The sequence below is a fragment of the Bradyrhizobium sp. P3_C3 genome (assembly GCF_056402655.1).
On sequence record NZ_JBFUGY010000011.1, the window covers coordinates 94,548 to 117,804 of the forward strand.

General features: G+C 65.0%; 21 protein-coding genes. 17 read left to right on the forward strand and 4 right to left on the reverse strand.

Annotation, left to right across the window (positions count from 1 at the left end):
* Window positions 1-403 precede the first annotated feature (403 nt).
* Both ilvD and AC1DW2_RS14790 read left to right on the forward strand, forming a co-directional pair.
* Window positions 404-2,128 (forward strand): dihydroxy-acid dehydratase, encoded by a 1,725-nt coding sequence (ilvD, locus tag AC1DW2_RS14785; RefSeq protein WP_038976266.1) that lies wholly within the window; start codon window positions 404-406, stop codon window positions 2,126-2,128.
* Window positions 2,115-2,945, forward strand: a complete 831-nt coding sequence (locus AC1DW2_RS14790) for a tetratricopeptide repeat protein (RefSeq protein WP_071913596.1) — start codon at window positions 2,115-2,117, stop codon at window positions 2,943-2,945. The genes ilvD and AC1DW2_RS14790 overlap by 14 nt, the downstream gene beginning before the upstream one ends.
* An 85-nt stretch (window positions 2,946-3,030) precedes the next feature.
* Here the strand turns inward: AC1DW2_RS14790 and xth are convergent, their stop codons facing one another.
* On the reverse strand, window positions 3,031-3,828 hold the full coding sequence (gene xth, locus AC1DW2_RS14795; RefSeq protein ID WP_014495040.1) for an exodeoxyribonuclease III: 798 nt from the start codon (window positions 3,826-3,828) through the stop codon (window positions 3,031-3,033).
* Between the two features lie 133 nt (window positions 3,829-3,961).
* Here xth and AC1DW2_RS14800 point away from each other — a divergent pair, with 133 nt between their 5' ends.
* Complete coding sequence (locus tag AC1DW2_RS14800; RefSeq protein WP_477006425.1) at window positions 3,962-6,292, forward strand: hybrid sensor histidine kinase/response regulator; 2,331 nt, start codon at window positions 3,962-3,964, stop codon at window positions 6,290-6,292.
* Window positions 6,293-6,360: 68 nt separating this feature from the next.
* On the opposite strand, the gene AC1DW2_RS14805 is transcribed toward AC1DW2_RS14800, so the two are convergent.
* Complete coding sequence (locus AC1DW2_RS14805; RefSeq protein WP_477006426.1) at window positions 6,361-7,263, reverse strand: hypothetical protein; 903 nt, start codon at window positions 7,261-7,263, stop codon at window positions 6,361-6,363.
* A gap of 241 nt (window positions 7,264-7,504) precedes the next feature.
* On the reverse strand, window positions 7,505-7,834 hold the full coding sequence (gene erpA / locus AC1DW2_RS14810; RefSeq protein ID WP_014495044.1) for an iron-sulfur cluster insertion protein ErpA: 330 nt from the start codon (window positions 7,832-7,834) through the stop codon (window positions 7,505-7,507).
* A 123-nt stretch (window positions 7,835-7,957) separates the two neighbouring features.
* Between erpA and AC1DW2_RS14815 the strand changes: the two genes are divergently transcribed.
* The 12 genes from AC1DW2_RS14815 to surE all read left to right on the forward strand — a co-directional run bounded on the left by AC1DW2_RS14815 (window position 7,958) and on the right by surE (window position 20,190).
* The gene (locus AC1DW2_RS14815) at window positions 7,958-9,166 is read left to right on the forward strand and encodes a deoxyguanosinetriphosphate triphosphohydrolase (RefSeq protein ID WP_477006427.1); all 1,209 of its coding nucleotides are present in this window, start codon (window positions 7,958-7,960) and stop codon (window positions 9,164-9,166) included.
* A 9-nt stretch (window positions 9,167-9,175) separates the two neighbouring features.
* On the forward strand, window positions 9,176-10,966 hold the full coding sequence (gene argS, locus AC1DW2_RS14820; RefSeq protein WP_208087025.1) for an arginine--tRNA ligase: 1,791 nt from the start codon (window positions 9,176-9,178) through the stop codon (window positions 10,964-10,966).
* A 141-nt stretch (window positions 10,967-11,107) separates the two neighbouring features.
* The gene (locus tag AC1DW2_RS14825; RefSeq protein WP_477006475.1) at window positions 11,108-12,709 is read left to right on the forward strand and encodes an SPOR domain-containing protein; all 1,602 of its coding nucleotides are present in this window, start codon (window positions 11,108-11,110) and stop codon (window positions 12,707-12,709) included.
* 46 nt (window positions 12,710-12,755) lie between these two features.
* Window positions 12,756-13,784 carry a beta-N-acetylhexosaminidase gene (gene nagZ / locus AC1DW2_RS14830; RefSeq protein ID WP_477006428.1) on the forward strand — a complete coding sequence of 343 codons (1,029 nt, stop codon included), beginning with the start codon at window positions 12,756-12,758 and terminating at the stop codon, window positions 13,782-13,784.
* Entirely contained in the window at window positions 13,781-14,620 is an 840-nt protein-coding gene (locus AC1DW2_RS14835; protein WP_063983110.1) for a segregation and condensation protein A, read from the forward strand. Before nagZ ends, AC1DW2_RS14835 begins: the two co-directional genes overlap by 4 nt.
* A gap of 21 nt (window positions 14,621-14,641) precedes the next feature.
* Window positions 14,642-15,391: an SMC-Scp complex subunit ScpB gene (gene scpB, locus AC1DW2_RS14840; RefSeq protein ID WP_477006429.1), complete on the forward strand. Its 750-nt coding sequence runs from the start codon at window positions 14,642-14,644 to the stop codon at window positions 15,389-15,391.
* Window positions 15,392-15,558: 167 nt separating this feature from the next.
* Window positions 15,559-15,795 (forward strand): twin-arginine translocase TatA/TatE family subunit, encoded by a 237-nt coding sequence (locus AC1DW2_RS14845; RefSeq protein WP_028156107.1) that lies wholly within the window; start codon window positions 15,559-15,561, stop codon window positions 15,793-15,795.
* A gap of 86 nt (window positions 15,796-15,881) precedes the next feature.
* Window positions 15,882-16,421, forward strand: a complete 540-nt coding sequence (tatB, locus tag AC1DW2_RS14850; RefSeq protein ID WP_477006430.1) for a Sec-independent protein translocase protein TatB — start codon at window positions 15,882-15,884, stop codon at window positions 16,419-16,421.
* Window positions 16,418-17,230 carry a twin-arginine translocase subunit TatC gene (gene tatC / locus AC1DW2_RS14855; RefSeq protein WP_063983113.1) on the forward strand — a complete coding sequence of 271 codons (813 nt, stop codon included), beginning with the start codon at window positions 16,418-16,420 and terminating at the stop codon, window positions 17,228-17,230. The genes tatB and tatC overlap by 4 nt, the downstream gene beginning before the upstream one ends.
* A gap of 195 nt (window positions 17,231-17,425) precedes the next feature.
* Complete coding sequence (gene serS, locus AC1DW2_RS14860) at window positions 17,426-18,757, forward strand: serine--tRNA ligase (RefSeq protein WP_063983114.1); 1,332 nt, start codon at window positions 17,426-17,428, stop codon at window positions 18,755-18,757.
* A 198-nt stretch (window positions 18,758-18,955) separates the two neighbouring features.
* On the forward strand, window positions 18,956-19,318 hold the full coding sequence (locus tag AC1DW2_RS14865) for a hypothetical protein (protein WP_477006431.1): 363 nt from the start codon (window positions 18,956-18,958) through the stop codon (window positions 19,316-19,318).
* A 104-nt stretch (window positions 19,319-19,422) separates the two neighbouring features.
* Window positions 19,423-20,190, forward strand: a complete 768-nt coding sequence (gene surE / locus AC1DW2_RS14870) for a 5'/3'-nucleotidase SurE (protein ID WP_085404650.1) — start codon at window positions 19,423-19,425, stop codon at window positions 20,188-20,190.
* A gap of 3 nt (window positions 20,191-20,193) precedes the next feature.
* Here surE and AC1DW2_RS14875 read toward each other — a convergent pair whose 3' ends face one another.
* On the reverse strand, window positions 20,194-20,565 hold the full coding sequence (locus AC1DW2_RS14875) for a response regulator (protein WP_028152469.1): 372 nt from the start codon (window positions 20,563-20,565) through the stop codon (window positions 20,194-20,196).
* A 237-nt stretch (window positions 20,566-20,802) separates the two neighbouring features.
* On the opposite strand from AC1DW2_RS14875, the gene AC1DW2_RS14880 reads away from it, so the two are divergent.
* Window positions 20,803-21,453, forward strand: a complete 651-nt coding sequence (locus AC1DW2_RS14880) for a protein-L-isoaspartate(D-aspartate) O-methyltransferase (protein ID WP_028152470.1) — start codon at window positions 20,803-20,805, stop codon at window positions 21,451-21,453.
* Between the two features lie 109 nt (window positions 21,454-21,562).
* Complete coding sequence (locus AC1DW2_RS14885) at window positions 21,563-22,945, forward strand: LysM peptidoglycan-binding domain-containing M23 family metallopeptidase (RefSeq protein ID WP_166341931.1); 1,383 nt, start codon at window positions 21,563-21,565, stop codon at window positions 22,943-22,945.
* Window positions 22,946-23,257 lie beyond the last annotated feature (312 nt).

Consider the following 23,257-nt stretch of genomic DNA (forward strand, 5'->3'; position numbering starts at 1 on the left):
CGCTTCGCGCTCATCACTCCCGCCTCAGGACGGGGTTGGTACTGCGGGCCGCCGCGACTCAGGTGAGGCACACTCCGTTCCTGAGACCCGCGCTGGGGCGCGCCGGAACAGATTTGAAATCTCAAGTTGAGCATTGTCATAATCACGAGGGTATCGCAGTAAGCCAACCCGTGTCTTCCCGGTAACGATTGTGCTGTCCCTGCAACACTCATCTTGGATTAAACCCTTTTCTCCGTCCGTTCGCATCAGCGCCGCTTTTTAGCCACACCCGAACATGAATAAAATCGCTCTAAAGTTTGAAGGGCATCGGCGGTCTTCGAAGGACGGGAAATCCCAAGGTCGATTCAAATCTTGGCTCTGATTTTTCGGGTCTGAAAGGGTTGGCCGGGGAAACTGGTTTGCGATGGACGCAAAGACCGACATCAAGCAGAGGCTGCCGAGCCGTCACGTGACGGAAGGCCCGACGCGCGCGCCGCACCGGTCCTATTTCTACGCCATGGGTCTGACCACCGAGCAGATCCACCAGCCCTTCGTCGGCGTCGCCTCCTGCTGGAACGAGGCCGCCCCCTGCAACATCTCCCTGATGCGCCAGGCCCAGGCGGTGAAGAAGGGCGTCGCGTCGGCCGGCGGCACCCCCCGTGAATTCTGCACCATCACCGTCACCGACGGCATCGCCATGGGCCATGACGGCATGCGCTCGTCGCTGCCGTCGCGCGAGTGCATCGCCGATTCCGTCGAGCTGACCGTGCGCGGCCACGCCTATGATGCGCTCGTGGGCCTTGCCGGTTGCGACAAGTCGCTGCCGGGCATGATGATGGCGATGGTCCGTCTCAACGTGCCCTCGATCTTCATCTACGGCGGCTCGATCCTGCCCGGCAATTTCCGCGGACAGCAGGTCACCGTGCAGGACATGTTCGAGGCGGTCGGCAAGCATTCGGTCGGCGCCATGTCGGACGAGGACCTCGACGAGATCGAGCGCGTGGCCTGCCCCTCGGCGGGCGCCTGCGGCGCGCAGTTCACCGCCAACACCATGGCGACCGTCTCCGAGGCGATTGGCCTGGCGCTGCCGTACTCGGCCGGCGCCCCGGCACCGTATGAAATCCGCGACGCTTTCTGCATGACCGCGGGCGAGAAGGTCATGGACCTGATTGCCTCCAACCTCCGGCCGCGCGACATCGTCACACGGAAGGCGCTTGAGAACGCCGCCGCCGTGGTCGCGGCGTCCGGCGGCTCGACCAATGCTGCACTGCACCTGCCGGCAATCGCGCATGAGTGCGGCATCAAGTTCGACCTGTTCGACGTCGCCGAAATCTTCAAAAAGACACCATATGTCGCGGATTTGAAGCCGGGTGGCCGTTATGTCGCCAAAGACATGTTTGAAGTAGGTGGCATACCGCTTCTGATGAAGACGCTGCTCGACAACGGATTTCTCCACGGCGACTGCATTACGGTCACCGGTCGAACGATCGCCGAAAACCTCAAAAGCGTTAAATGGAATCCGCACCAGGATGTGGTGCACCCGGCAGACAAGCCGATCACCGTCACCGGTGGTGTGGTTGGTCTGAAGGGCAATCTGGCGCCAGAAGGTGCGATCGTGAAAGTCGCGGGAATGTCTAACCTGAGGTTCACCGGTCCGGCGCGATGCTTCGACCGGGAGGAGGACGCCTTCGAGGCCGTCCAGAACCGCACCTACAGGGAAGGCGAAGTCATCGTGATCCGCTACGAGGGCCCCAAGGGCGGTCCCGGCATGCGGGAAATGCTCCAGACCACCGCGGCGCTGACCGGCCAGGGCATGGGCGGCAAGATCGCGCTCATCACCGACGGCCGCTTCTCCGGCGCCACCCGCGGCTTCTGCATTGGCCATGTCGGGCCGGAAGCCGCCATCGGCGGCCCGATCGGGCTGCTCGAGGATGGCGACATCATCGAGATCGACGCGGTCGCAGGTACCCTTAACGTAAAATTGAGCGACCAAGAGCTCGCCCAGCGCAAGACCAAATGGAGCGCTCGCGCGACTAACCACACGTCGGGTGCGCTCTGGAAGTATGCTCAGCAGGTTGGACCAGCGGTCGGTGGGGCAGTGACCCATCCGGGCGGCGCGCACGAGAAACAGTGCTATGCGGACATCTAGGCGTGCCATAGTTGCGTTTGTGTTGGGGGTCGGTGCGCTGGCCGCGCCGGCGCTCGCCTTTGACGGCTCGGCCAGCAAGGATGCGGCCCTCCCGGTCGTGACCACCTTGCCGGGCGCCGCGGGTGCCGTGCGCAGCAAGGTGGCGGCACCGGCGACCACGCCCCAGGAAACCTCGCTCAGCGCCCTGCAATATGCCGCCGAAGGCGGTCATCCCGGCGCTCAGTTCAAGCTCGGCCGCATGTATGCCGATGGCGACGGCGTCGCCCAGGACGATGTGCGCGCCTTCGAATATTTCAGCCGCATCGCCAATGCGCATGCCGAGGACAGCCCGTCGGCGCCGCAGGCGCAGGTCGTGGCCAACGCCTTCGTCGCGCTCGGCCGCTACTATCTGAGCGGTATCCCGAACTCGAAGATCAAGTCGGATCCGGACCGGGCGCGGGAGATGTTCTCCTATGCGGCCTCCTATTTCGGCAATGCGGATGCGCAGTACGATCTCGCCCGGCTGTATCTGAAGACCCCGGACGCCTCGCGCGAGGATTTCCGCTATGGCGCGCGCTGGCTCGGCCTTGCCGCCCAGAAGGGCCAGCACGAGGCGCAGGCGCTGCTCGGCCAGATGCTGTTCAATGGCGACCGCCTGCCGCGGCAGGCCGCGCGTGGCCTGATGTGGCTGACGCTGGCGCGTGACAGCGCCGGTATCGAGGAAACCTGGATCAAGGAAAGCTACAACCGCGCTTTCGCCAAGGCCTCGGACGACGACCGCGCCATGTGCCTGCAAATGCTGGAACAGTGGGTGCAGGGCGTTCAGGGCCGCCGGTAGTAGGTACCCCCGCCGGGTAGGTTATTAGCCCGCGGCTGCGCAAAGCGCAGTCCGCCGGCGCCATCCAGCGCCTCCAGGCATCTGCTCAAGCCGCCTCCAGATCCAGATCCGCCCAAACCGGCACGTGGTCCGACGGCTTCTCCCAGGCCCGCACATAGCTGTCGATGCCGACATTGGCGAGCCGGTCGCTGGCCTGCGGCGACAGCAGCAGATGGTCGATCCTCAAGCCATGGTTCTTCTGCCAGGCGCCGGCCTGGTAGTCCCAGAAGGTGTAGAGCCCGGGCTCGTCGGTGACCGCGCGCAGGGCGTCGGTGAGGCCGAGGCCCAGCAGGGACTGAAAGCTCTCCCGCGTCTCGGCCTTGAACAGGGCGTCCTCGGTCCAGGCGGCGGGATTATGGACATCGCGGGCATGCGGGATGACGTTGAAGTCGCCTGCGAGGATCAGCGGCTCCTCGGCCTTGAGGCGCTCCCTCGAATACTCAAGAAGCCGCGACATCCATTTGAGCTTGTAGGGATATTTCTCGGTCCCAACCGGATTGCCATTGGGCAGATAGAGGCAGGCGATGCGCAGCACCCCGTGCTTGAGCGTGACCACGCCCTCGAGGAAGCGGGCATGGGCGTCCTCGTCGTCGCCGGCGAGGCCCGACTTGGTCTCGTCGAAGCGGAGCTTCGAAAGCAAAGCGACGCCGTTGAAGGTCTTCTGACCGTGGGTGACCACGTTGTAGCCCAGCGCCTCGATCTCCAGCCGCGGGAAGGCCTCGTCGACGCATTTGATCTCCTGGAGGCAGACGATGTCCGGCTGGCATTCCTTCAGCCAGGTCAGCAGCAGGTCGATCCGCTGCCGGACCGAGTTCACGTTCCAGGTAGCAACTCTGATGGGCATTGGTGGGGCTCCGGGCAGGGGTCATGGTTAGAACAAACTGCAAACGCGCCCGTCAAGGACGCCGCAAAATCTCCCACAAAATTAACCCGGCTTAAGCCGGGCTCGGGCCATTGATACCGAAAAGGTTTTTCGAATGGGATGGCCGGACAAATCCATGAAGCAAGCTGAGCCGCGCGACGGCCTGATCGGCGCGTTCCTGTACTGGCTCGGTGGCTTCGAGATCGAGGACGGCCTGACTGCCAATCTCAGCGAGCGCGAGCTGCGCCGCATCCGCGCCAAGCAGATCGACGCGGTGATGCGCGCGATCCCGGTGACCATGGCTGTCACCATGCTCAACGTCGCCATCGTGCTGATCCTGTTCTGGGGCAGGGGCTGGAACGATTTCCTCGCAATCTGGGGCATGACCCTCGCCGTCACCGCTTCGCTTGCCGTGCGCGCGTGGCGGCGGTCGCATCAAAACCCGCCGCAGGAAGCGTCACCGCGCGCCGCGCGGCAGATGCTGCGGCAGGCGTTCTTCCTCGCGGCGATCTGGGGCACGCTGCCGCTCGCCCTGTTCAGCCGGGTCGAGCCGACCAGTCAGCTCATCCTGGCCTGCCTGATGGTCGGCATGATGTCCGGCGGCGCCTTCACGCTGTCGACCTTCCCGCGCGCGGGCCTCGTCTATCTCGCGACCGTGACGATGGCCTGCGCCGGCGCGCTGTTCCTGTGCGGCACCGGCCCGTATCTGCTGACCGCGGTGTTCCTGCTGCTGTTTGCGTTCTTCATGGCGCGCAACATCGTCTCGCAGGGCAATCTGTTCCTCGGCAATCTCAAGGCCCGGCTCGAGCTCGAACGTCAGACCGAGATCATCTCGCTGCTGCTGAAGGACTTTCAGGAGAACGCCAGCGACTGGTTGTGGCAGACCGACGCCGAAGGGCATCTCGTCGACGTGCCCCAACGCTTCGCCGAAGTGGCGCAGCTTCCGCTTCCGCTGCTGAAGGGCTCGCATTTCGTCGACGTGCTCGACATGCTCTGTCCCGACGACAAGAGCGCAGCCTACAACGTCGTCGGCCTGATGGAGCAGAGCGAGCCGCTGCACGAGATGAACCTCAAGGTCGTCGCCGGCGGCGAGGCGCGGCTGTGGTCGCTGACCGCGAAGCCGGCCTACGACCGCGACGGCCAGTTTCTCGGCTATCGCGGCTTCGGCCGCGACGTCACCGAGCGCTGGCGCGCGGAAAAGGCGGAGGCCGAGAGCCGCGCGAAGTCCGACTTCCTCGCGGTGATGAGCCACGAGATCCGCACGCCCATGAACGGTGTGCTCGGGCTTGCCAGCATGCTGCTGGAAACCAAGCTCGATCCGGAGCAGCACGAGGCCGTCACCTCGATCCGCGAGTCCGGCGACAATCTCCAGCGCATCCTCAACGATATCCTCGACCTGTCCAAGCTCGAGGCCGGACGCTTCGCGTTCGAGGCGATCGACTTTGCGCCGCAGGCGCTGGTCGAGACGGTTGCGACCGTCGTGCGCGCAGGCGCCAAGAGCAAGGGGCTCGCCGTCAAGGTCGAGCTCGATCCGAACCTGCCGCCGACGCTGCGCGGTGATGTCGCGCGGATCCGGCAGGTGCTGCTCAACCTCGCCTCCAACGCGGTAAAGTTCACCGACGAAGGCGAGGTGACGATCAAGGCCACCTGCCAGGCGCGCCGCGATCTGCTTGCGACCGTCGAATGGACCGTGACCGACAGCGGCATCGGCATCGCGCCCGAGAAGCTCGGGGAGTTGTTCTCCGACTTCGCGCAGGCCGACGCCTCGATCAGCCGCCGCTTTGGCGGCACCGGGCTTGGGCTTGCGATCTCCCGACGCATCATCGAGCAGATGGGCGGCACCATCGGCGTCACCTCGACGCCGGGCGAGGGCTCGACCTTCCGCTTCACGCTGGTGCTGCCCTGGAGCCAGGCGCAGGTCTCCGACCAGGCGGCGGGCAGCGATGAAGCCGACGAGCTGAAGGCACGGATCGCAGGGCTCGACCGGCCGCTGAAGGTGCTGGTGGCCGAGGACGATGCCGTCAACCGCATGGTCGTGACCAAGATGTTGGGGGCGTTCGAGGTCGAGCTGCGCGTCGTCACCGACGGCGTCCAGGCGGTCGAGGCTGCCTCGGAGAGCGACTACGATGTCGTGCTGATGGACGTGCGCATGCCGGACATGGACGGCCTTGCCGCGACGCGGGCGATCCGCGCGCAGGGCGGGCGTTTCGAAGCCTTGCCGATCGTCGCGCTGACCGCCAACGCCTTCCCCGAGGACGTCAAGATCTGCCGCGAGGCCGGCATGTCGGATTTTTTGGCAAAGCCGCTGCGTAAGCCCGCGCTCGCCGCCGCCTTGCTGCGCGCGCTCGACGGCCACACGATGTCGGAGGACGCGCCGCTTCAGCCGGAGCTGACGCCGATCGACGTCGCGTGGACGGACGAGGAAAGGCAGATGACCGGCGTCTAGCCGGTCAGATCGAGAAGCTGGTCCCGCTGAGCTACTGGCGCGTGCGCCGGCAATGTAACGCGGCGCCGCTACAGTTTTCCATAGACGCGCCCGGCGACCGCCTTCAGGCGCTCGACCGAGCCGGACTCGGGATGCGGCTTGACCGGCGCGAACAGGATCGAAGCCTGCCTGCCGTTCTTCCAGACATAGATGTTGACGGCGTTACCGTTGCCCTTGGTGCAGGAATGCTCGCCGAACGCTTCACTGCCGAGCTCGGGTATCGCCAAATGTTTGCACGGGCCCGAGCGCTTCATCATGCTGATGACCGTGTCGTGCGAGATCGCGATCACCGCGACGGTCATGGTATTGGCCTCGCGATCGAACATCATGCAGCTGCCGGCGCCGGTCCGCTGGACCGTCAGCGTGCTCTTGTCGAGAAAGCCCTCGGCATCGGCGGCCGTGAGCCACTCGCAATTGCCAAACCGCTCGCTGCTCTTGCTCACGTTGGCGATGGCAACGCGCGCGGCATCTGTGAGCGGTCCGAGCAGCGCGTCGTCGGCACGGCGGCCGATCGGATAGACGCTGATCTGCAGAATGTAATCGCCGGACAAGGCGACGACCGAGGCTTCCTGGCGTTCCGCGCCGGCGGCGCTCGTTCCGCCCTGGCCTTCGTCGCCGATCCCCGCGACCGCGTTCAGCGGCATGCGCTCACCAAGCGTCTTGACGAAGGTCGCGTACAATTCCCTGGCGCGGTCCTTGTCGGGATTGCGGAACACGGTCAACATCATCGTGTCGCCGCGCCCGCCCTGGTAGATGCAGCCGCGGCCGTCCTGATTTGAAATCAGTGACCATTTGAGCGCCGGCATCGCGCGGGCGAGCTCCTGGGCGCTGATGAACGGGCAGGTTTCGGCCGCGCGCGCGGGAAGCACCGGGACGGCTGCGATTGCAAGGAATAGAGCGAGGCAAGAGAACAGACGATCAATAATGCGCATTGGATAATTTAATACCGCTATTGGCGCCGCTGACGAGATTTAAGCTTTCTAGAATGATTGGACAGGGGCCGCTTCGGCGTCAGACTGTATCGGACCCGCCGAGCCCCCTTGGGGACCTCGCGATGATCGCAACTTACCCCTGATTTGCCCGACGCGTCAAACAGTTTTCGTAAAGTCCGAAATGCATCGCGCCGGCTCCCGGCTACTTTGCATGGGGTTGTTTTTCAGATTTTAAGTCGGGCTAGATCGAGAAGCTGGTCCCGCAGCCGCAGGACGCCGTCGCATTGGGATTGTTGACGCGGAACGAGGCGCCGATCAGATCGTCGACAAAATCGACCTGCGAGCCCGCCAGGAACGGCTGGGAGGCGGAATCGACCAGCACGACCGCATTCTCCTGCTCGATCACAAGATCGTCGTCGGTGCGGTCGCGGTCGATGTCGAACTTGTACTGGAAGCCCGAGCAGCCGCCGCCCTCGACGGAGATGCGCAGCATCGCGCCAGAACCTTCGCCCTTGAGGATCTCCCCAATCCGGCGTGCGGCGCGGTCACTGATGGTCACGTCAGTCGTCATAGTTCATCTCCGATAGTCCCGCGGTCATACCAACTTCACTTGCCCAATTCATTTGGTATCCCGCGTCCGGCATAGTTAAGTGCAAGCATACGCAGAATCAAATGGATAGGGACTAAATTCGTCGTGTCCGTCGGAATGGCAGCCCCCCGTGCGCCCTATGCCTGCGACCCCGACCGCAGCCGCGGCCGGCTGGTCGTGGAGCCGCCGAGCCGGACCCGCAGCCCGTTCCGGCGGGATTGCGACCGGGTGATCCACTCCACCGCGTTCCGCCGCCTGAAGTACAAGACCCAGGTCTTCGTGTTCCACGAGGGCGACCACTACCGCACCCGRCTGACCCATTCGCTGGAGGTGGCGCAGATCGCTCGCGCCCTAGCCCGGCAGCTCGGGTTGGACGAGGACCTCACGGAAACGTTGGCGCTGGCTCATGATCTCGGCCATCCGCCGTTCGGGCACGCCGGCGAGCGGGCGCTGGATGCCTGCCTGAAGGATTTTGGCGGCTTCGACCACAACGCCCAGACCTTGCGGGTCGTCGCGTCGCTCGAGCACCGCTATCCGGAGTTCGACGGTCTCAACCTGACCTGGGAGTCGCTGGAGGGCATCGTCAAGCACAACGGCCCGCTGACGGATCGCAGCGGCACGCCGGTCGGGCCCTATCGCGAGCATGGCATTCCGGTCGGCATCGCCGACTACATCAAGACCTACGATCTTGAATTGTGGAGCTTCGCCTCGCTGGAGGCGCAGGTCGCCGCGATCGCCGACGACATCGCCTATGACGCCCACGACATCGATGACGGTCTGCGCGCCGGCCTGTTCCATCTCGATGATCTCAAGGTGATGCCGCTGACCGCGGAGATCATCGCCGAGACCTCAGCGCATTATCCCGATCTCGAAGACGTCCGGCGCGGCGCCGAGCTGGTGCGCGAGCTGATCTCACACCTGATCKGTGCGGTGTATTCGGAGGCGCAGAAGAACCTCGCCGCCGTGAAACCGCAGTCGGCCCAGGACGTGCGCCGGCAGAGCCGGGCGCTGGTCACGTTCCCGGCGGCGGTTGCCGAGGAGGAGGCCGCCATCAAGCGCTTTCTCTATCAGCACATGTACCGCCACAAGCGGGTGATGCGGGTGATGGGGGAGGCGGAACAGATCCTGTTCGACCTGTTCGCAAAATACCTGACATCGCCCGGAGAGCTGCCACCGGAATGGCTGCTGGGGGCGGAGGCGGACAATGAGGGCGACCGGGCCCGCCGGATCGGCAATTTCATTGCCGGAATGACCGACCGTTTCGCCCTGACCGAGCACCAGCGGCTCTTTGACTCGACCCCGGATTTGCGTTAGGCGGCGGCCATGCCCGACACATCCTCAGCACTGCACCTGTTCGCCGACGTGCTCGCACGCGTGCACGCCGCCTGCCGCGCGCTCGCAGCGGACGCCAACTGGCCCGAGGGTATCGATTTCTCGCGCGTGGTGGTCGAGCCGCCGCGCGACGCCTCCCATGGCGACATGGCGACCAACGCCGCCATGGTGCTTGCGAAAGAGGCAAAGGCAAAGCCCCGCGACCTCGCCGAGCAGATCGCCGAGCGGCTCCGTGCCGACGCGCTGATTGCCAAGGTCGACGTCGCCGGCCCCGGCTTCATCAATTTGACGCTGAAGCCGACCGCCTGGGCCGAGGCGCTGCGGACGGTGCTGCGCGAGGGGGCTGACTACGGCCGTGTCCGCGGTGGCTCCAAAGTCAATGTCGAATACGTCTCGGCGAACCCGACCGGACCGATGCATGTTGGCCATTGCCGCGGCGCCGTGTTTGGCGACGCGCTCGCAAGCCTGCTCCAGTTCGGCGGCCACGACGTCACCCGCGAATACTACATCAACGATGCCGGCGCCCAGGTCGACGTGCTCGCGCGTTCTGCCTTCCTGCGGTACCGCGAGGCACTTGGCGAAAACATCGGCGCGATCCCGGAAGGGCTGTATCCCGGCGACTATCTGAAGCCGGTGGGCGCGGCGCTGGCGAAGGAGCACGGCGACAAGCTGCTCGCGATGAGCGAGGCCGAGTGGCTGCCGACGGTGCGCGCCAAGGCAATCGCGATGATGATGGACGAGATCAAGGACGATCTCGCCGCCCTCAACATCCGCCACGACGTGTTTTTCTCGGAGCGCTCGCTGATCGAGACCGGCAACAACAAGGTCGCCGAGACCATCGACTTCCTGAAGGCCAAGGGCGACATCTATGAAGGCCGCCTGCCGCCGCCGAAGGGCGCGCCGGTCGAGGATTGGGAAGACCGCGAGCAGCTCCTGTTCAAGGCGACCGCTTACGGCGACGATGTCGATCGTCCGCTGATCAAGTCGGACAATTCCTACACCTACTTCGCCTCGGATATCGCCTACCACAAGAACAAGTTCGATCGCGGCTTTGCCGAGATGATCGACGTGTGGGGCGCCGACCATGGCGGCTACATCAAGCGCATGCAGGCGGCGGTGAAGGCGACGACATCAGGCAAGGGCGCGCTCGACGTCAAGATCGTCCAACTCGTGAAGTTGCTGCGCAACGGCGAGCCGGTGAAAATGTCGAAGCGGAGCGGGGACTTCGTCACCTTGCGCGAAGTGGTGGATGAGGTCGGCCAGGACGCCGTCCGCTTCATGATGCTCTACCGCAAGAACGATGCGGTGCTCGACTTCGACCTCGCCAAGGTCATGGAGCAGTCGCGCGACAACCCGGTATTCTACGTCCAGTACGGCCACGCCCGCGGCCACTCGATCTTCCGCAACGCCCGGGCCGAAGTGTTCCCGGAACTGCCTGAGGATACCGGCAAGCGCATCGCGTGGCTCGGCGAGTCGGCGGTGGAACGACTATCGGACCCGGTCGAGCTCGAGCTGCTCAAGCGCCTCGCAATTTTTCCGCGCATGCTGGAGGCCGCCGCCGCAGCCCATGAGCCGCACCGAATTGCCTTCTATCTCTATGACTTAGCGAGCGAATTTCACGCACTTTGGACGAAGGGGCGCGATTTGCCCTATTTACGCTTCATTATCAATAATGATGCAGATCTTACAAAGGCGCGACTGGCCATGGTCCAGGGCGTCGTCTCTGTCCTGGCATCGGGCCTCGCCATCCTCGGCGTCCATGCTCCGGACGAGATGCGGTAGTTTGGGGCGAACTACTTAAGGGGAATTTTGGGGGTAACCGGCAGAAGCCGGACCGCTTAGACTTGGTTGAATGCCTTGTGGGTCGAAAGCCGCGCCTTGGTCGAGGGGCGCGCGGCTTTCCCGAAGGGACGCATCATCACGATGGCCGAACGATATCAGGACAGAACGTTTCCTTCCGATGGCTATGGTCGCGGTGGCGATCAGCATGGGAAGGCGGACAACGATCCCTTGGCCGAACTCGCCCGCCTGATCGGACAGACCGATCCATTCGCAGCGCAGGGACGGCCGAGCGCTCAGCCGCCGGCACCGCCAACGCAGAGCTATCAGGACCACGACTATCCGCAGGACGACTATCGGCAGGATTATGCCGAGCAGGCGCCGCCGGCTCCGCCCGGGCCGCCCTCATGGATGCGGCGCGCCAACGTGCAGCCGCAGCCCGCGCCCGAGCAGCCCGACTATCCCGTTTCTGTGAACCCGGTTCATCCATTGCACCGCTATTCAGCCCAGCCGACCGCGCCCGAGCCTGATTTCCATCAGCCGCAGGCCTATCAGGACCACGCTTACCAGGATCAGGCCCATCAAGCGCAGGCCTATCAGGATCAGGCCCATCAGGGCCGCGCTCACCAGCAGCATGATCAGGCTTACCAGGAGCAAGCCTATCAGGAGCCGCATCAGCCGCCCGATCCGGCACGCTACGACGACGCGCTCTATGGACGGCTGGAGGGCGGCGAGCAGGATTATCAGCGCGACCCCGCCTATCCAGACGATCCTTACGCGTTCCAGAGCGACTATCCCGAGGCCGATCTCGACGAGCCGAAGAAGCCGCGCGGCGGCATGATGACGGTCGCAGCGATCCTCGCGCTTGCCGTGGTCGGCACTGGCGCGGCCTTCGCCTACAAGACCTATGTCGGTTCGCCCCGCAGCGGCGAGCCGCCGATCATCAAGGCGGACAACACGCCAACCAAGATCGTGCCGGCGCCGACCGACTCCTCGGCGAAGGTGCCGGATCGCATGGCGAGCGGCGATGGCTCCGAGAAGATCGTGCCGCGTGAAGAGGCTCCTGTCGACGTCGCTGCCAAGGCGGGCGGTCCGCGCGTGGTGTTCCCGCCGCTGAATCAGAACGCGAACCCGCCAACGGTGGCGAGCGTCTCGCCGTCCACGATCCCGCCGCCAAGCGCGGGTCCAATCCCGAGCAACGGAACGCTGCCGGCCAACACGCCACGCGCGATCAGGACTGTGGCCGTGAGGGGCGATCAGACCGATAGCACCGCGCCGCAATCCGCGGCCGCCAAGCCGACGTCAGCCGCGCCGAAGCCCGTTGCCGCGCCCGCCGCACCGCCTGCGCCGCGCAATCCGCCGACTTCGGCCAATGCCAGTGCCAACCAGCCGCTCTCGCTTGCGCCGCAATCGACGCCGGTTGCGGAGGTGCCGCAGCGGATGGCTGCGACCAACCCGACGCAAATCACGCCCGCCAGCAATGGTGGTGGCGGCTACGTCGTGCAGGTCTCCTCGCAGCAGAGCGAGGACAGCGCGGCCGCGTCCTACCGGGTGCTTCAGAGCAAATATGGCAGCGTGCTCGGATCGCGCTCGCCGGTGATCAAGCGGGTCGATCTGACCGACAAGGGCAAAGGTGTCGTCTATCGCGCTTTCGCCGGACCCTATGGTTCGGCCGAGGAAGCGACGCAGGCTTGCAACAGCCTGAAGTCCGCTGGCCTGTCCGCCTGCTTCGTCCAGAGGAATTAACGGCCGTTTCCTTGACCCCCTCGCGGGGCAGGGTTAATCGGCCGTTATGAGCACGCGGGCCTTCATTACCGGTGTATCCGGAACGGAACTAACCGCCGCCGAGCGGGAGTTTATCCGTGCCGAACGCCCATGGGGCTTCATCCTCTTCAAGCGCAATGTCGAGGCGCCGGCTCAAGTTGCTGCGCTGGTTGAGGAATTGCGGGCGGCTGCGGGCGCAGCTGACGCGCCTGTCCTGATCGACCAGGAGGGGGGCCGGGTGCAGCGGCTGGGCCCGCCGCACTGGCCGGTCTATCCGCCGGGCGCGATTTTCTCGACCTTGTACGACGCTGATTCGGTACTTGGATTGACGGCTGCGCGCCTCAGCGCCCGGCTGATCGCGTCTGATCTCGCCGATCTCGGCATTACCGTGGATTGCCTGCCGCTGGCTGACGTGCCGGTGCCGGGTGCCGACGCCGTCATTGGGAACAGGGCTTACGGCACTGAGCCGGGCAAGGTTGCCGCGATCGCGCGCGCGGTCACCGAGGGCCTAGAGCAGGGCGGCGTGCTGCCGGTTCTGAAGCACATTCCCGGACATGGACGCGCCACCGCCGACACCCATTTTAAGCTGCCGACGGTCGATGCTCCGAGGGACGAACTCGACCGGACCGACTTTGCGGCATTCAAGCCACTGGCCGACCTGCCGATGGCCATGACTGCACATGTTGTGTTTAGCGCGGTCGACCCCGCCCATCCGGCGACGACTTCTGCGACAATGATCACTCAGGTGATTCGCGGCGTGATCGGGTTCCAGGGTTTGTTAATGAGTGATGACGTGTCGATGAACGCGCTGTCGGGGAATATCGCCGAACGGACCCGCGCCATCTTCGCGGCTGGCTGCGACATGGCCCTGCATTGCAACGGCAACATCGAGGAGATGCGCGAGGTCGCCGGCCAGACACCTGAGCTGTCCGGCACGGCGCTGGCGCGGGCGAAGGCCGCACTTGCGTCGCGCAGGGTACCGCAGCCGTTCGACCGGGCGGCCGCACGCGCCGAACTGGACGCATTGATCGCACGGGCAAACACGGCATCCGCATGACCGCAGAAATCCTATCGTTTGAAACCGGGCGGCCTGCAGAGCTCGCCGAGGGTGAGCCGGCGTTGGTTGTGGACGTCGAGGGCTATGAGGGCCCGCTCGACCTGTTGCTCGCGCTGGCGCGGCAGCAGAAGGTCGATCTCGCCAAGATCTCGATCCTGGCGCTGGCCGACCAGTACCTCCACTTCATCGAAGCCGCGCGAAAGATCCGGCTGGAGCTTGCCGCCGATTATCTCGTGATGGCGGCCTGGCTTGCCTTCCTGAAGTCGCGCCTGCTGCTGCCGGAGCCGCCCAGTGCGGAAGGCCCGAGCGCAGAAGAGATGGCGACCGCGCTCGCCAACCGCCTGCGCCGGCTGGAAGCCATTCGCGAAGCCGCCAACCGGCTGATGAACAGGCAGCAATTGCTGCGCGACATCTTCCCGCGCGGCGAGCCCGAGCAGATCGCGGAGATCAAGCACCCGAAATACACCGCGACGCTGTACGATCTGCTCACCGCCTATGCCGCGCAGCGCCAGTCGCGCGTGCTGGCGAGCGTGCATCTGGCCAAGCGCACGGTGTGGTCGCTCGCTGAGGCGCGCGCCACGCTGGAGCGGCTTGTCGGCAGCATCAGCGAACAGGACGACTGGGGCGTTCTCGACGACTTTCTGCTCCGGCACGTTGCCGATCCGACGCAGCGCGCGACGGTGCTCGCCTCGAGCTTTGCGGCTGCGCTCGAACTGGTGCGTGAAGGTCAGCTCGAGTTGAACCAGAAAGAGGCGTTCGCGCCCATCTATTTCCGGAAGGGGCGCCCGAAACCGGTCGTGGACGCAGCTCCTGCGCCTGATGCGCCGGTCGGTTAAGTGCAAGAAGGAGAAGCTACCATGGCAAGCCTGGCTGAAGTGCGGGTAGAAGAGGCCGAGCCGATGGAGAACGAGTCCCAGGCACGTCCTGAAGAGCTGCGGCTGCTGGAAGCGCTGCTGTTTGCTTCGAATGAACCGCTGGACACCGCGACGCTGGCCAAGCGCATGCCTGATGGCGTCGACGTCAAGGCTGCGCTCGAACAGCTCCAGGCCGACTATGCCTTGCGCGGCGTCAATCTCGTGCGCGTCGCCAACAAATGGACCTTCCGTACCGCCGGCGATCTCGCCTGGCTGATGACGCGGGAGAGCACCGAGACCCGCCGCCTGTCGCGCGCCGCGATCGAGGTGCTGGCGATCATCGCCTATCACCAGCCGGTGACGCGCGCCGAGATCGAAGAGATCCGCGGCGTCGTCACCTCGAAGGGCACGCTCGACGTGCTGCTGGAGACCGGCTGGATCAAGCCGCGCGGTCGTCGCAAGACGCCCGGCCGCCCCTTGACCTTCGGAACCACCGAGGACTTCCTGTCGCAGTTCACCCTGGAACAGCTTGGCGATCTGCCGGGCCTGGAGGAGCTGAAGGGCACAGGCCTGCTGGATTCGCGCCTGCCGACCGGATTCAGCGTGCCGACCCCCTCGGATGATCCGCAGCTGCGCGAGGACGAGGATCCGTTGGAACCGGGCGAGGACCTGGATCTGGCGCTGGCGCCCGCGGTCGAGCCCGAGGCGCCGGAAGGCGGCAATGAGGGCGGCGAGGGTGGCAGCGAGGACTGACGTCCCGGCCGTTTAGAGGCTCCCTGCGACCAGTTAACACTGCCAAGATTACGTAGCGCCAACAGCGAATTGGCGCTGCCTTGGTCCTTGTTTTTGAGGCCTGCCGAGCCTAGGTTTCCGGGAAGATCGGCCGGGTCCCCGGCCAGGTGTGTTTGGAGGGTTGCAGGATGGGTTCGCTTAGCATTTGGCACTGGATCCTGGTGATCGCAGTCGTCCTGCTGCTGTTCGGCCGCGGCAAGATTTCGGATCTGATGGGCGACGTGGCCCAGGGCATCAAGGCCTTCAAGAAGGGCATGCAGGACGACGACAAGGTCGCCGACAAGCCCGAGCCGGCCAAGTCGATCGAGCACGCCGCCGCGCCGCCGACCGCGGCCCGGTCCGACGTCGGCAGCAAGGCCGTCTGAGTAAGCGTACGCGAGACGCGGGTGACGGCGCCGATCCTAAGCGCGAAGGATTGGGCCGGTCTCGGCTGGCGTGAACGGAAGACCTCATGTTCGACATCGGGTGGAGTGAACTGGTCCTGATCGGGGTCGTGGCCCTGGTTGCCATCGGCCCGAAAGAGCTGCCGGGCGTTCTGCGCATGGTCGGGCAGTGGATGGGCAAGGCCCGCAAGATGGCTGCCGAATTCCAGGGCCAGTTCCAGGAAGCGATGCGCGAGGCCGAAATGGCCGACCTCAAGAAGAGCTTTGACGAGGTCAAGGAAGCCGCTTCCGGCTTTGCCGGCAACAATCTAATGACCTCGCTCCAGAAGGATGTCAGCGACGCGCTCCGCGTCGATGCGCTGGACAAGCCGGCCGAGACCACCACGACCACCGCCGTCGAAGCGACTTCAAGTGAAGCGCTGGCGATTTCAAGCGAAACGCTGGCGACACCGACCACGCCGGAAGCGCCGACGCCCGAGACCTTCGTGGAAGCCGAGGCGCATGCGGCTGCGAGCGAACCGCTCGCGATCACCCGTGAGGTCGAGCAGGCTCAGGTTATGCAAGACACTGCGCCACCCGAGGCGATCAAGGACGTCAAAGCGTCATGAGCGACGCCGATATCGAGGCCAGCAAAGCCCCTCTGATGGACCACCTGATCGAGCTGCGGTCGCGGCTGATCAAGGCGCTGCTTGGCTTCGGCGTGGCCTTCATCTTCTGCTTCTTCTTCGCCAAGCAGATCTACAACGTGCTGGTCTGGCCGTTCGTGTGGGTCGCGGGTCCCGAGAATTCGAAGTTCATCTACACGGCGCTGCTGGAATATTTCATCACCCAGCTCAAGCTCGCGTTGTTCGGCGCCGGCTTCATTTCGTTCCCGATCGTCGCGACGCAGATCTACAAGTTCGTCGCGCCCGGACTCTACAAGCACGAGAAGCAGGCCTTCCTGCCGTATCTGGTCGCGACCCCGTTCTTCTTCGTGCTCGGCGCGGCGCTGGTCTATTTCGTGGTGCTGCCGATGCTGGTCCGCTTCTCGCTCGGCATGCAGCAGGCCGGCAGCGACGAGACTGCGCAGATCCAGCTGCTGCCCAAGGTCGGAGAATATCTGTCGCTGATGATGTCGCTGATCTTCGCCTTCGGCATCGCTTTCCAGCTTCCGGTGATCCTGACGCTGCTCGGCCGCATCGGGATCGTCACCTCGAAAATGCTGCGCGAGAAGCGCCGCTATTTCATCGTCATCGCCTTCGTCATCGCGGCCGTTCTGACGCCGCCCGACGTGCTGAGCCAGTGCTCGCTGGCGATTCCCCTGCTCCTGCTCTACGAGGGCTCGATCATCGCGGTCGGTATGGTGGAGAAGAAGGCGGCGGCGTCGAAGGCCGCCACCGGCACCGACGTGTCGACGCCGGCCAATCCGGCAGAGTAGGGCGCCACGTCCACCGGTGTCATTCCCCGCGAAGGCGGGGAATCCAGTACGCCGCAGCCTCTCGGAGAATCTCACGGGCGCCTCTGGAATACTGGATCGCCCGCTTTCGCGGGCGATGACAGCTGTGCTAGGGGGAACGCGCTGACGTACAACGTTTGCCGTTGTAGGTTTACGCGCTGATCCAGGACCACCGCCATGCACGACATCAAATCGATCCGCGACAATCCGCAAGCCTTCGACGCCGGCCTCGCCAGGCGTGGCCTGAAGCCGTTGTCGGCGTCGCTGCTCGCGATCGACGAGAAGCGGCGGGCGGCGATCCTGGCCTCGGAGCAGGCGCAGGCGCGGCGCAATGCGGCCTCCAAGGAGATCGGCGACGCCAAGAAGGCGAAGGATGACGCGCGCGCCGCCAAGCTCATGGCGGAGGTCGCCGAGCTCAAGACCACGATGCCGCAGCTCGAAGCCGTTGCGAAAGCCGCCGACGAGGAGCTTGCCACGGCGCTGTCGGCGATCCCCAATCTGCCGCTCGGCGAAGTGCCCGACGGCGTCGACGAGCACGGCAATGTGCAACGCCATGTCTTCGGCAACCGACGCAACTACGCGTTTGCGCCCAAACCCCATGATGATCTCGGCGGCGCGCTCGGTGACATGGATTTCGAGACGGCGGCAAAGCTCTCCGGCGCGCGCTTCGTCGTGCTGAAGAAGGGGCTGGCGCGGCTCGAACGCGCGCTCGGCCAGTTCATGCTGAATCTGCACATCGACGAGCACGGCTATACCGAGATCAATCCGCCGCTGCTGGTCCGCAACGAGATCATGTTCGGCACGGGACAATTGCCGAAATTCGAGGATGACCAGTTCTGGGCGATCAAGGGCGAATTGCTCGCCGCACCCGATCTGGAGCGGCTGCGGACGGAGCGTCTCGGCATCATTCCGACAGCGGAGGTGGCGCTTACCAACCTCGTTCGCGAATCCATCCTCGATGAGAAGCAGCTGCCGATGCGCTTGACTGCGCTGACGCCGTGCTTTCGCGCGGAGGCGGGCGCCGCAGGACGTGATACCCGAGGCATGATCCGCCAGCACCAGTTCACCAAGGTCGAGCTGGTGTCGATCACGACGCCGGAGACCAGCAAGGACGAGCATGAGCGGATGCTGGCATGCGCCGAGGAAGTGCTGCGCCGGCTCGATCTGCATTACCGCGTGATGACGCTGTGCACCGGAGACATGGGCTTTTCGTCGCAAAAAACCTATGACATCGAGGTCTGGATGCCCGGGCAGGGTGAGGGCGGCGCGTTCCGCGAGATCTCGAGCTGCTCGGTCTGCGGTGACTTCCAGGCCCGTCGCATGGACGCCCGCTCGCGCGGTCCGGACGGCAAGCCACGATTCGTGCACACGCTGAACGGCTCCGGCACCGCGCTCGGCCGCGCGCTGATCGCCGTGATGGAGACTTATCAACAGGAGGACGGCTCGATCGCAGTCCCCGACGTGCTCCAGCCCTATATGGGCGGGCTGAAGGTGGTCGCGCGCGAGTAGCGCGTTTTCGAGCGAAGTCGATACCGGTTCGCGTCAAGAAAACACGTCAAACGAGATAAAAATCTGGACTCCCGTTCCGATTCTATCGGAACGGGAGTCCAGGGCGTGTTGCCCGCCCTGTCACGCAGAAACGTTTGGTTGCGATGATCGGGCGGCTGGTTATTCTGCCGGCCACCCGACAATGCGAACTCACTGTTCATGGCCTTGCACCGCGACATCTTCTGGGTCGGCAGACAATGGGCGGTGACAGGTGCCGGTATCCAGGCTGTCGATCAGCGTCTGCGTGGTGTGCTCGACATCGCGATCGCGCGGCTCTGGGATGACGATCTCGTGTGCAGCCGGCGGGCCAAGCCCGGCGTGAATGCTGCGGATTTCGACAAGGCGCTGACGGTGGCGCGCGAACGCTTTCCGCAAACGCCGGAGCCGGACCCGATCCTCGCGCAATTGGAGGCGCTAGGGGTGACCGAGGCTCCCGTCGTGAGCCTGGTGGTGCCGGCGATGAAGCTGCGCGCGGAAGGCAGGCTCGCACGCTTCCTGCCGCAATGGCGCATCCGCAGGTAGCAGGACCAGGCTGGGAACCCGCCCCTGGACCCTGTCGGCCGGTTTGCCTGATCGGCCCCGGCCGGATAAGACGGCTCAGACCCGCTTCAGGAACGATTTTTAACATGCGCATCCTCTGCACCAATGACGACGGCATTCACGCCCCCGGCCTCAAGGTCGTGGAGGAGATCGCACGCGCATTGTCCGACGACGTGTGGGTCGTGGCGCCCGAGCTCGATCAGTCCGGCGTGTCGCATTCGCTCTCGCTGAACGATCCGCTGCGCCTGCGCGAGGTCGGACCAAATCACTTCGCGGTGCGCGGCACGCCGACCGACTGCGTCATCATGGGGGCCCGCCATATCCTCGGCACCAAGCCACCGGACCTCGTACTGTCCGGCGTCAACAAGGGCCGCAACGTCGCCGAGGACGTGGTCTATTCCGGCACCATCGCCGGCGCGCTGGAGGGCACCATCCTGGGGCTGCCGTCTTTCGCCCTGTCGCAGGAGTTCAGCGTCGAGACGCGCGAGCGGCCGCTTTGGGACACCGCGCTCAAATTCGGACCCGACATCCTGCGCAAGGTGATCGCCGCCGGCATCCCGAAGGACACCGTCATCAACGTCAATTTCCCGGCCTGTACGCCGGAAGAGGTGCTGGGCATTCGCGTCACCCGCCAGGGCAAGCGCAATCTCGGCTTCCTCAGGATCGACGAGCGCAGGGACGGCCGCAACAATCCCTATTTCTGGATCGGCTTCGAGCGCGCCGCGATGATGGATACGCCTGCCGAAGGCACCGATCTGGCGGCGCTGCGCGAGCGCTATGTCTCCGTCACGCCGCTCCGGCTCGACCGCACCAATGAGGCGTTTTCCGAAGCGCTGAGCGCGACGCTGAAGTAATCGCTAGCCGCCGCGAAGGGCGGCTTCGATGGTCTTGCCGAGCGCGTCGAGCTGGAACGGCTTCTGCAGGGCCGGCCGGTCGCGGTACTGCTCGGGCAGGCCGGAGGAGCCGTAGCCGGTGGCGAAGATGAACGGGCAGCCCTTCGCCCTGATGACATCGGCGACCGGAGAGATGACCTTGCCGTTGACGTTGACGTCGAGGATGGCGATGTCGAACTCGGTCGCCTGGGCGAGCCGCAGGGCCTCGGTGATGTCACCGGCCTCGGCAGCCACCTTGTAGCCGAGCTCTTCGAGCATATCCGCGACCATCATCCTGATCATCACCTCGTCCTCGACGAGGAATACAGAGCGGCCCGAAGGTCCGGTCGCGGTCATAGTCGTTGAGTCCTTGCCCATTTGCGGAAAACGTTCGCAGATAACGCGAATCGACGCAATGCGCGTTTCGGCGAGCGGACACCTGAAAATGGTCTTTGCAGCCAACCCGTTGCAAGCCGATTTATGGTCCAATACCGCGCCCGAACGGCTATCATGGGTTCCTGGGTAGGAACAGGATTCCTGCCCCGGGTCTTAACGAGACAAGTGGCCCCGGACCCGACGAGACGATAAGCAGCGATGACCTCCGATCAGCACCCGCCGGAAAAGATGATGTTTCAGCTCTCGCTGAGGCGGCGGGGCATCAGCGATCAGGCGGTGCTGCGGACCATGGAGGAGGTGCCGCGCGATCTGTTCGTCGAGGAGACCGATCGCGACGCCGCCTATCGTGACAGCGCGCTGCCGATCGCCTGCGGGCAGACCATCAGCCAGCCCTTCGTCGTCGCCTACATGACCGAGCAGCTGCAGCTCCAGAAGAAGCACCGCGTGCTCGAGATCGGCGCCGGCTCGGGCTATCAGGCCGCCGTGCTGTCTCGGCTCGCGGGCCAGGTGCTGACCGTGGAGCGCTACCGCAAGCTCGCGGAGGCGGCACGCGCCCGGCTCGAAAAGCTAAACTGTCACAATGTCGAGGTGATGCTCGGCGACGGCCTCAACCTGCCGGCCAATATCGGCCCGTTCGACCGCATCATCGTGACCGCCGCGATGGAGCAGCTTCCGGAGAACCTGGTCGAGCGGCTGGAGGTCGGCGGCATCCTGATCGCACCCATCGGCCCGCACCATGGTGTGCAGACGCTGGTCCGCTTCAGCCGGACCGAAGCCGGGATCGAGCGCAAGGAACTCGTCGAGGTCCGCTTTGTGCCGGCGCTGCCCGGGGTGGCGCGGGAGCTGTAGATTTCCGGATCGGCTGTGCCGCCAACATCTTATTGGGAGGGTTAAGCCGTTATTTACTCGCGACGTGTTTACTTAAAAGACCAGTTCTGTTGCGTACGAGTGAGTAACCATGTCTGTAGTCGCCGAGTTGCTTTACTCGCGCCGCGTGCCGCAGGTTGCGGTCTTGGCGCTGATCTCGTTCAGCTTCGCAGGGTGCAGCGCCGACATGCAGTCGCGGCTGTCCCAGTCGAATTTCTCCAATCCTTTCGCGTCTGAGCAGACCGGCTCGGTGCAGCAGGCACCGCCGCCGCAGCGTGAGCTGCCGCAATATTCGCGGCCGCAGACGCAGCCCGGTTATTATCAGTCGCAGCCCTTGCCGCCGCCGGCGGTCTCCGCGCCGCAATCCTATCCGGTTGCGGCGGGTGGCGGGGTGTCCGGAGGCGGTCGCGGCGTCAGCTCCTACGCGCCCCCGGCACAGCCGCATCTTGAGACCACGGCCACCGTGCCGCCGCGCTCGGTCGCGGCCGCCCAGCCGGCCGGCGGGACCAAGATCATCGTCGGCACCAGCGACACGCTCGACGTGCTCGCCAAGCGCTATCGCGTCACGCCGCAGGCGATCCTCGCCGCCAACGGCTACAAGGGCCCGCGCGCGCTCTCGCCCGGCCAGCAATTGATCATCCCGCATCCGGCCACAGCGGCTGCGCCCGCACCGGCGATGGCTCCTGTCGCGGCGGCTCCCGCGATGGCACCAGCTGCGAAGCCGGTTGCAGCTGTCGCCGCGCCGCCGAGCACGCACTTCGTCAACCACGGCGACACGCTCGCCAGCATTGCCCGCAAGAACCACATCTCGTCGGCTGAGCTTGCCCGTGCCAACGGCCTCGATCCGTCGGCCAAGCTCAAGCTCGGCACTAGGCTGACCGTGCCGGGTGCCAAGACCGCTGCCCTCGCGGTGCCGGTTGCTGCGGCCCCTGTCGCGGGCACGCTGCAGCCCGTTGCGGTTGCTCCCGCACCCGCCACCAAGATGGCTGCTGTCGCCGCACCCGTGCAAAGCGCGCGTCTGGCCCAGGCCACGGCCAATGTCGAAGAGAAGGCCGCGGAGGCTCCGGCGAAAGCTGCGGAGACCACGAGCGCGCTGCCGACCTTCCGCTGGCCGGTGCGCGGCAAGGTGGTCACGAGCTACGGCGCCAAGACCAATGGCAAGTCCAATGACGGCATCAATCTCGCGGTGCCCGAGGGTACGCCGGTCAAGGCGGCAGAAGACGGCGTCGTCGCCTATTCAGGCAACGAGCTCAAAGGTTACGGCAATCTGGTCCTGGTTCGGCACTCCAACGGCTACGTCACCGCATATGCCCATGCGAGTGAGCTGATGGTGAAGCGCGGCGATACCATCAAGCGCGGTCAGGTCATTGCCAAGTCGGGTCAATCCGGGGAGGTGGCGTCGCCGCAGCTCCACTTCGAGATCCGTAAAGGATCGAGCCCGGTTGACCCGCTTCAATTCCTGAACGGCGCGTGAGGCGCGGGCCCACAGAGTAGGGCACGCAATCATCACGAGTATGCTGTCATCGCCCGCTTTGCGCGCATTGCGCACTGGTGCGGGCGATCCAGTATTCCAGAGGCGGCGGTCGCCAAGCCGAGAAGCTGCCTCGAACCGTGGCGTACTGAGGCTTTGTGTCCGGACAATCAATTTTCGAAAAACAACCCCATGCAAAGTAGCCGATGGCTGCCGGTGAAATGTCCTAATGTCCTGAAGCTGCTTCAGTTTCGAGGGCGCAGCGGACTTGGCAGGCCGGACCCGGCAACATCGCGAATAACCCGACCGGGACAC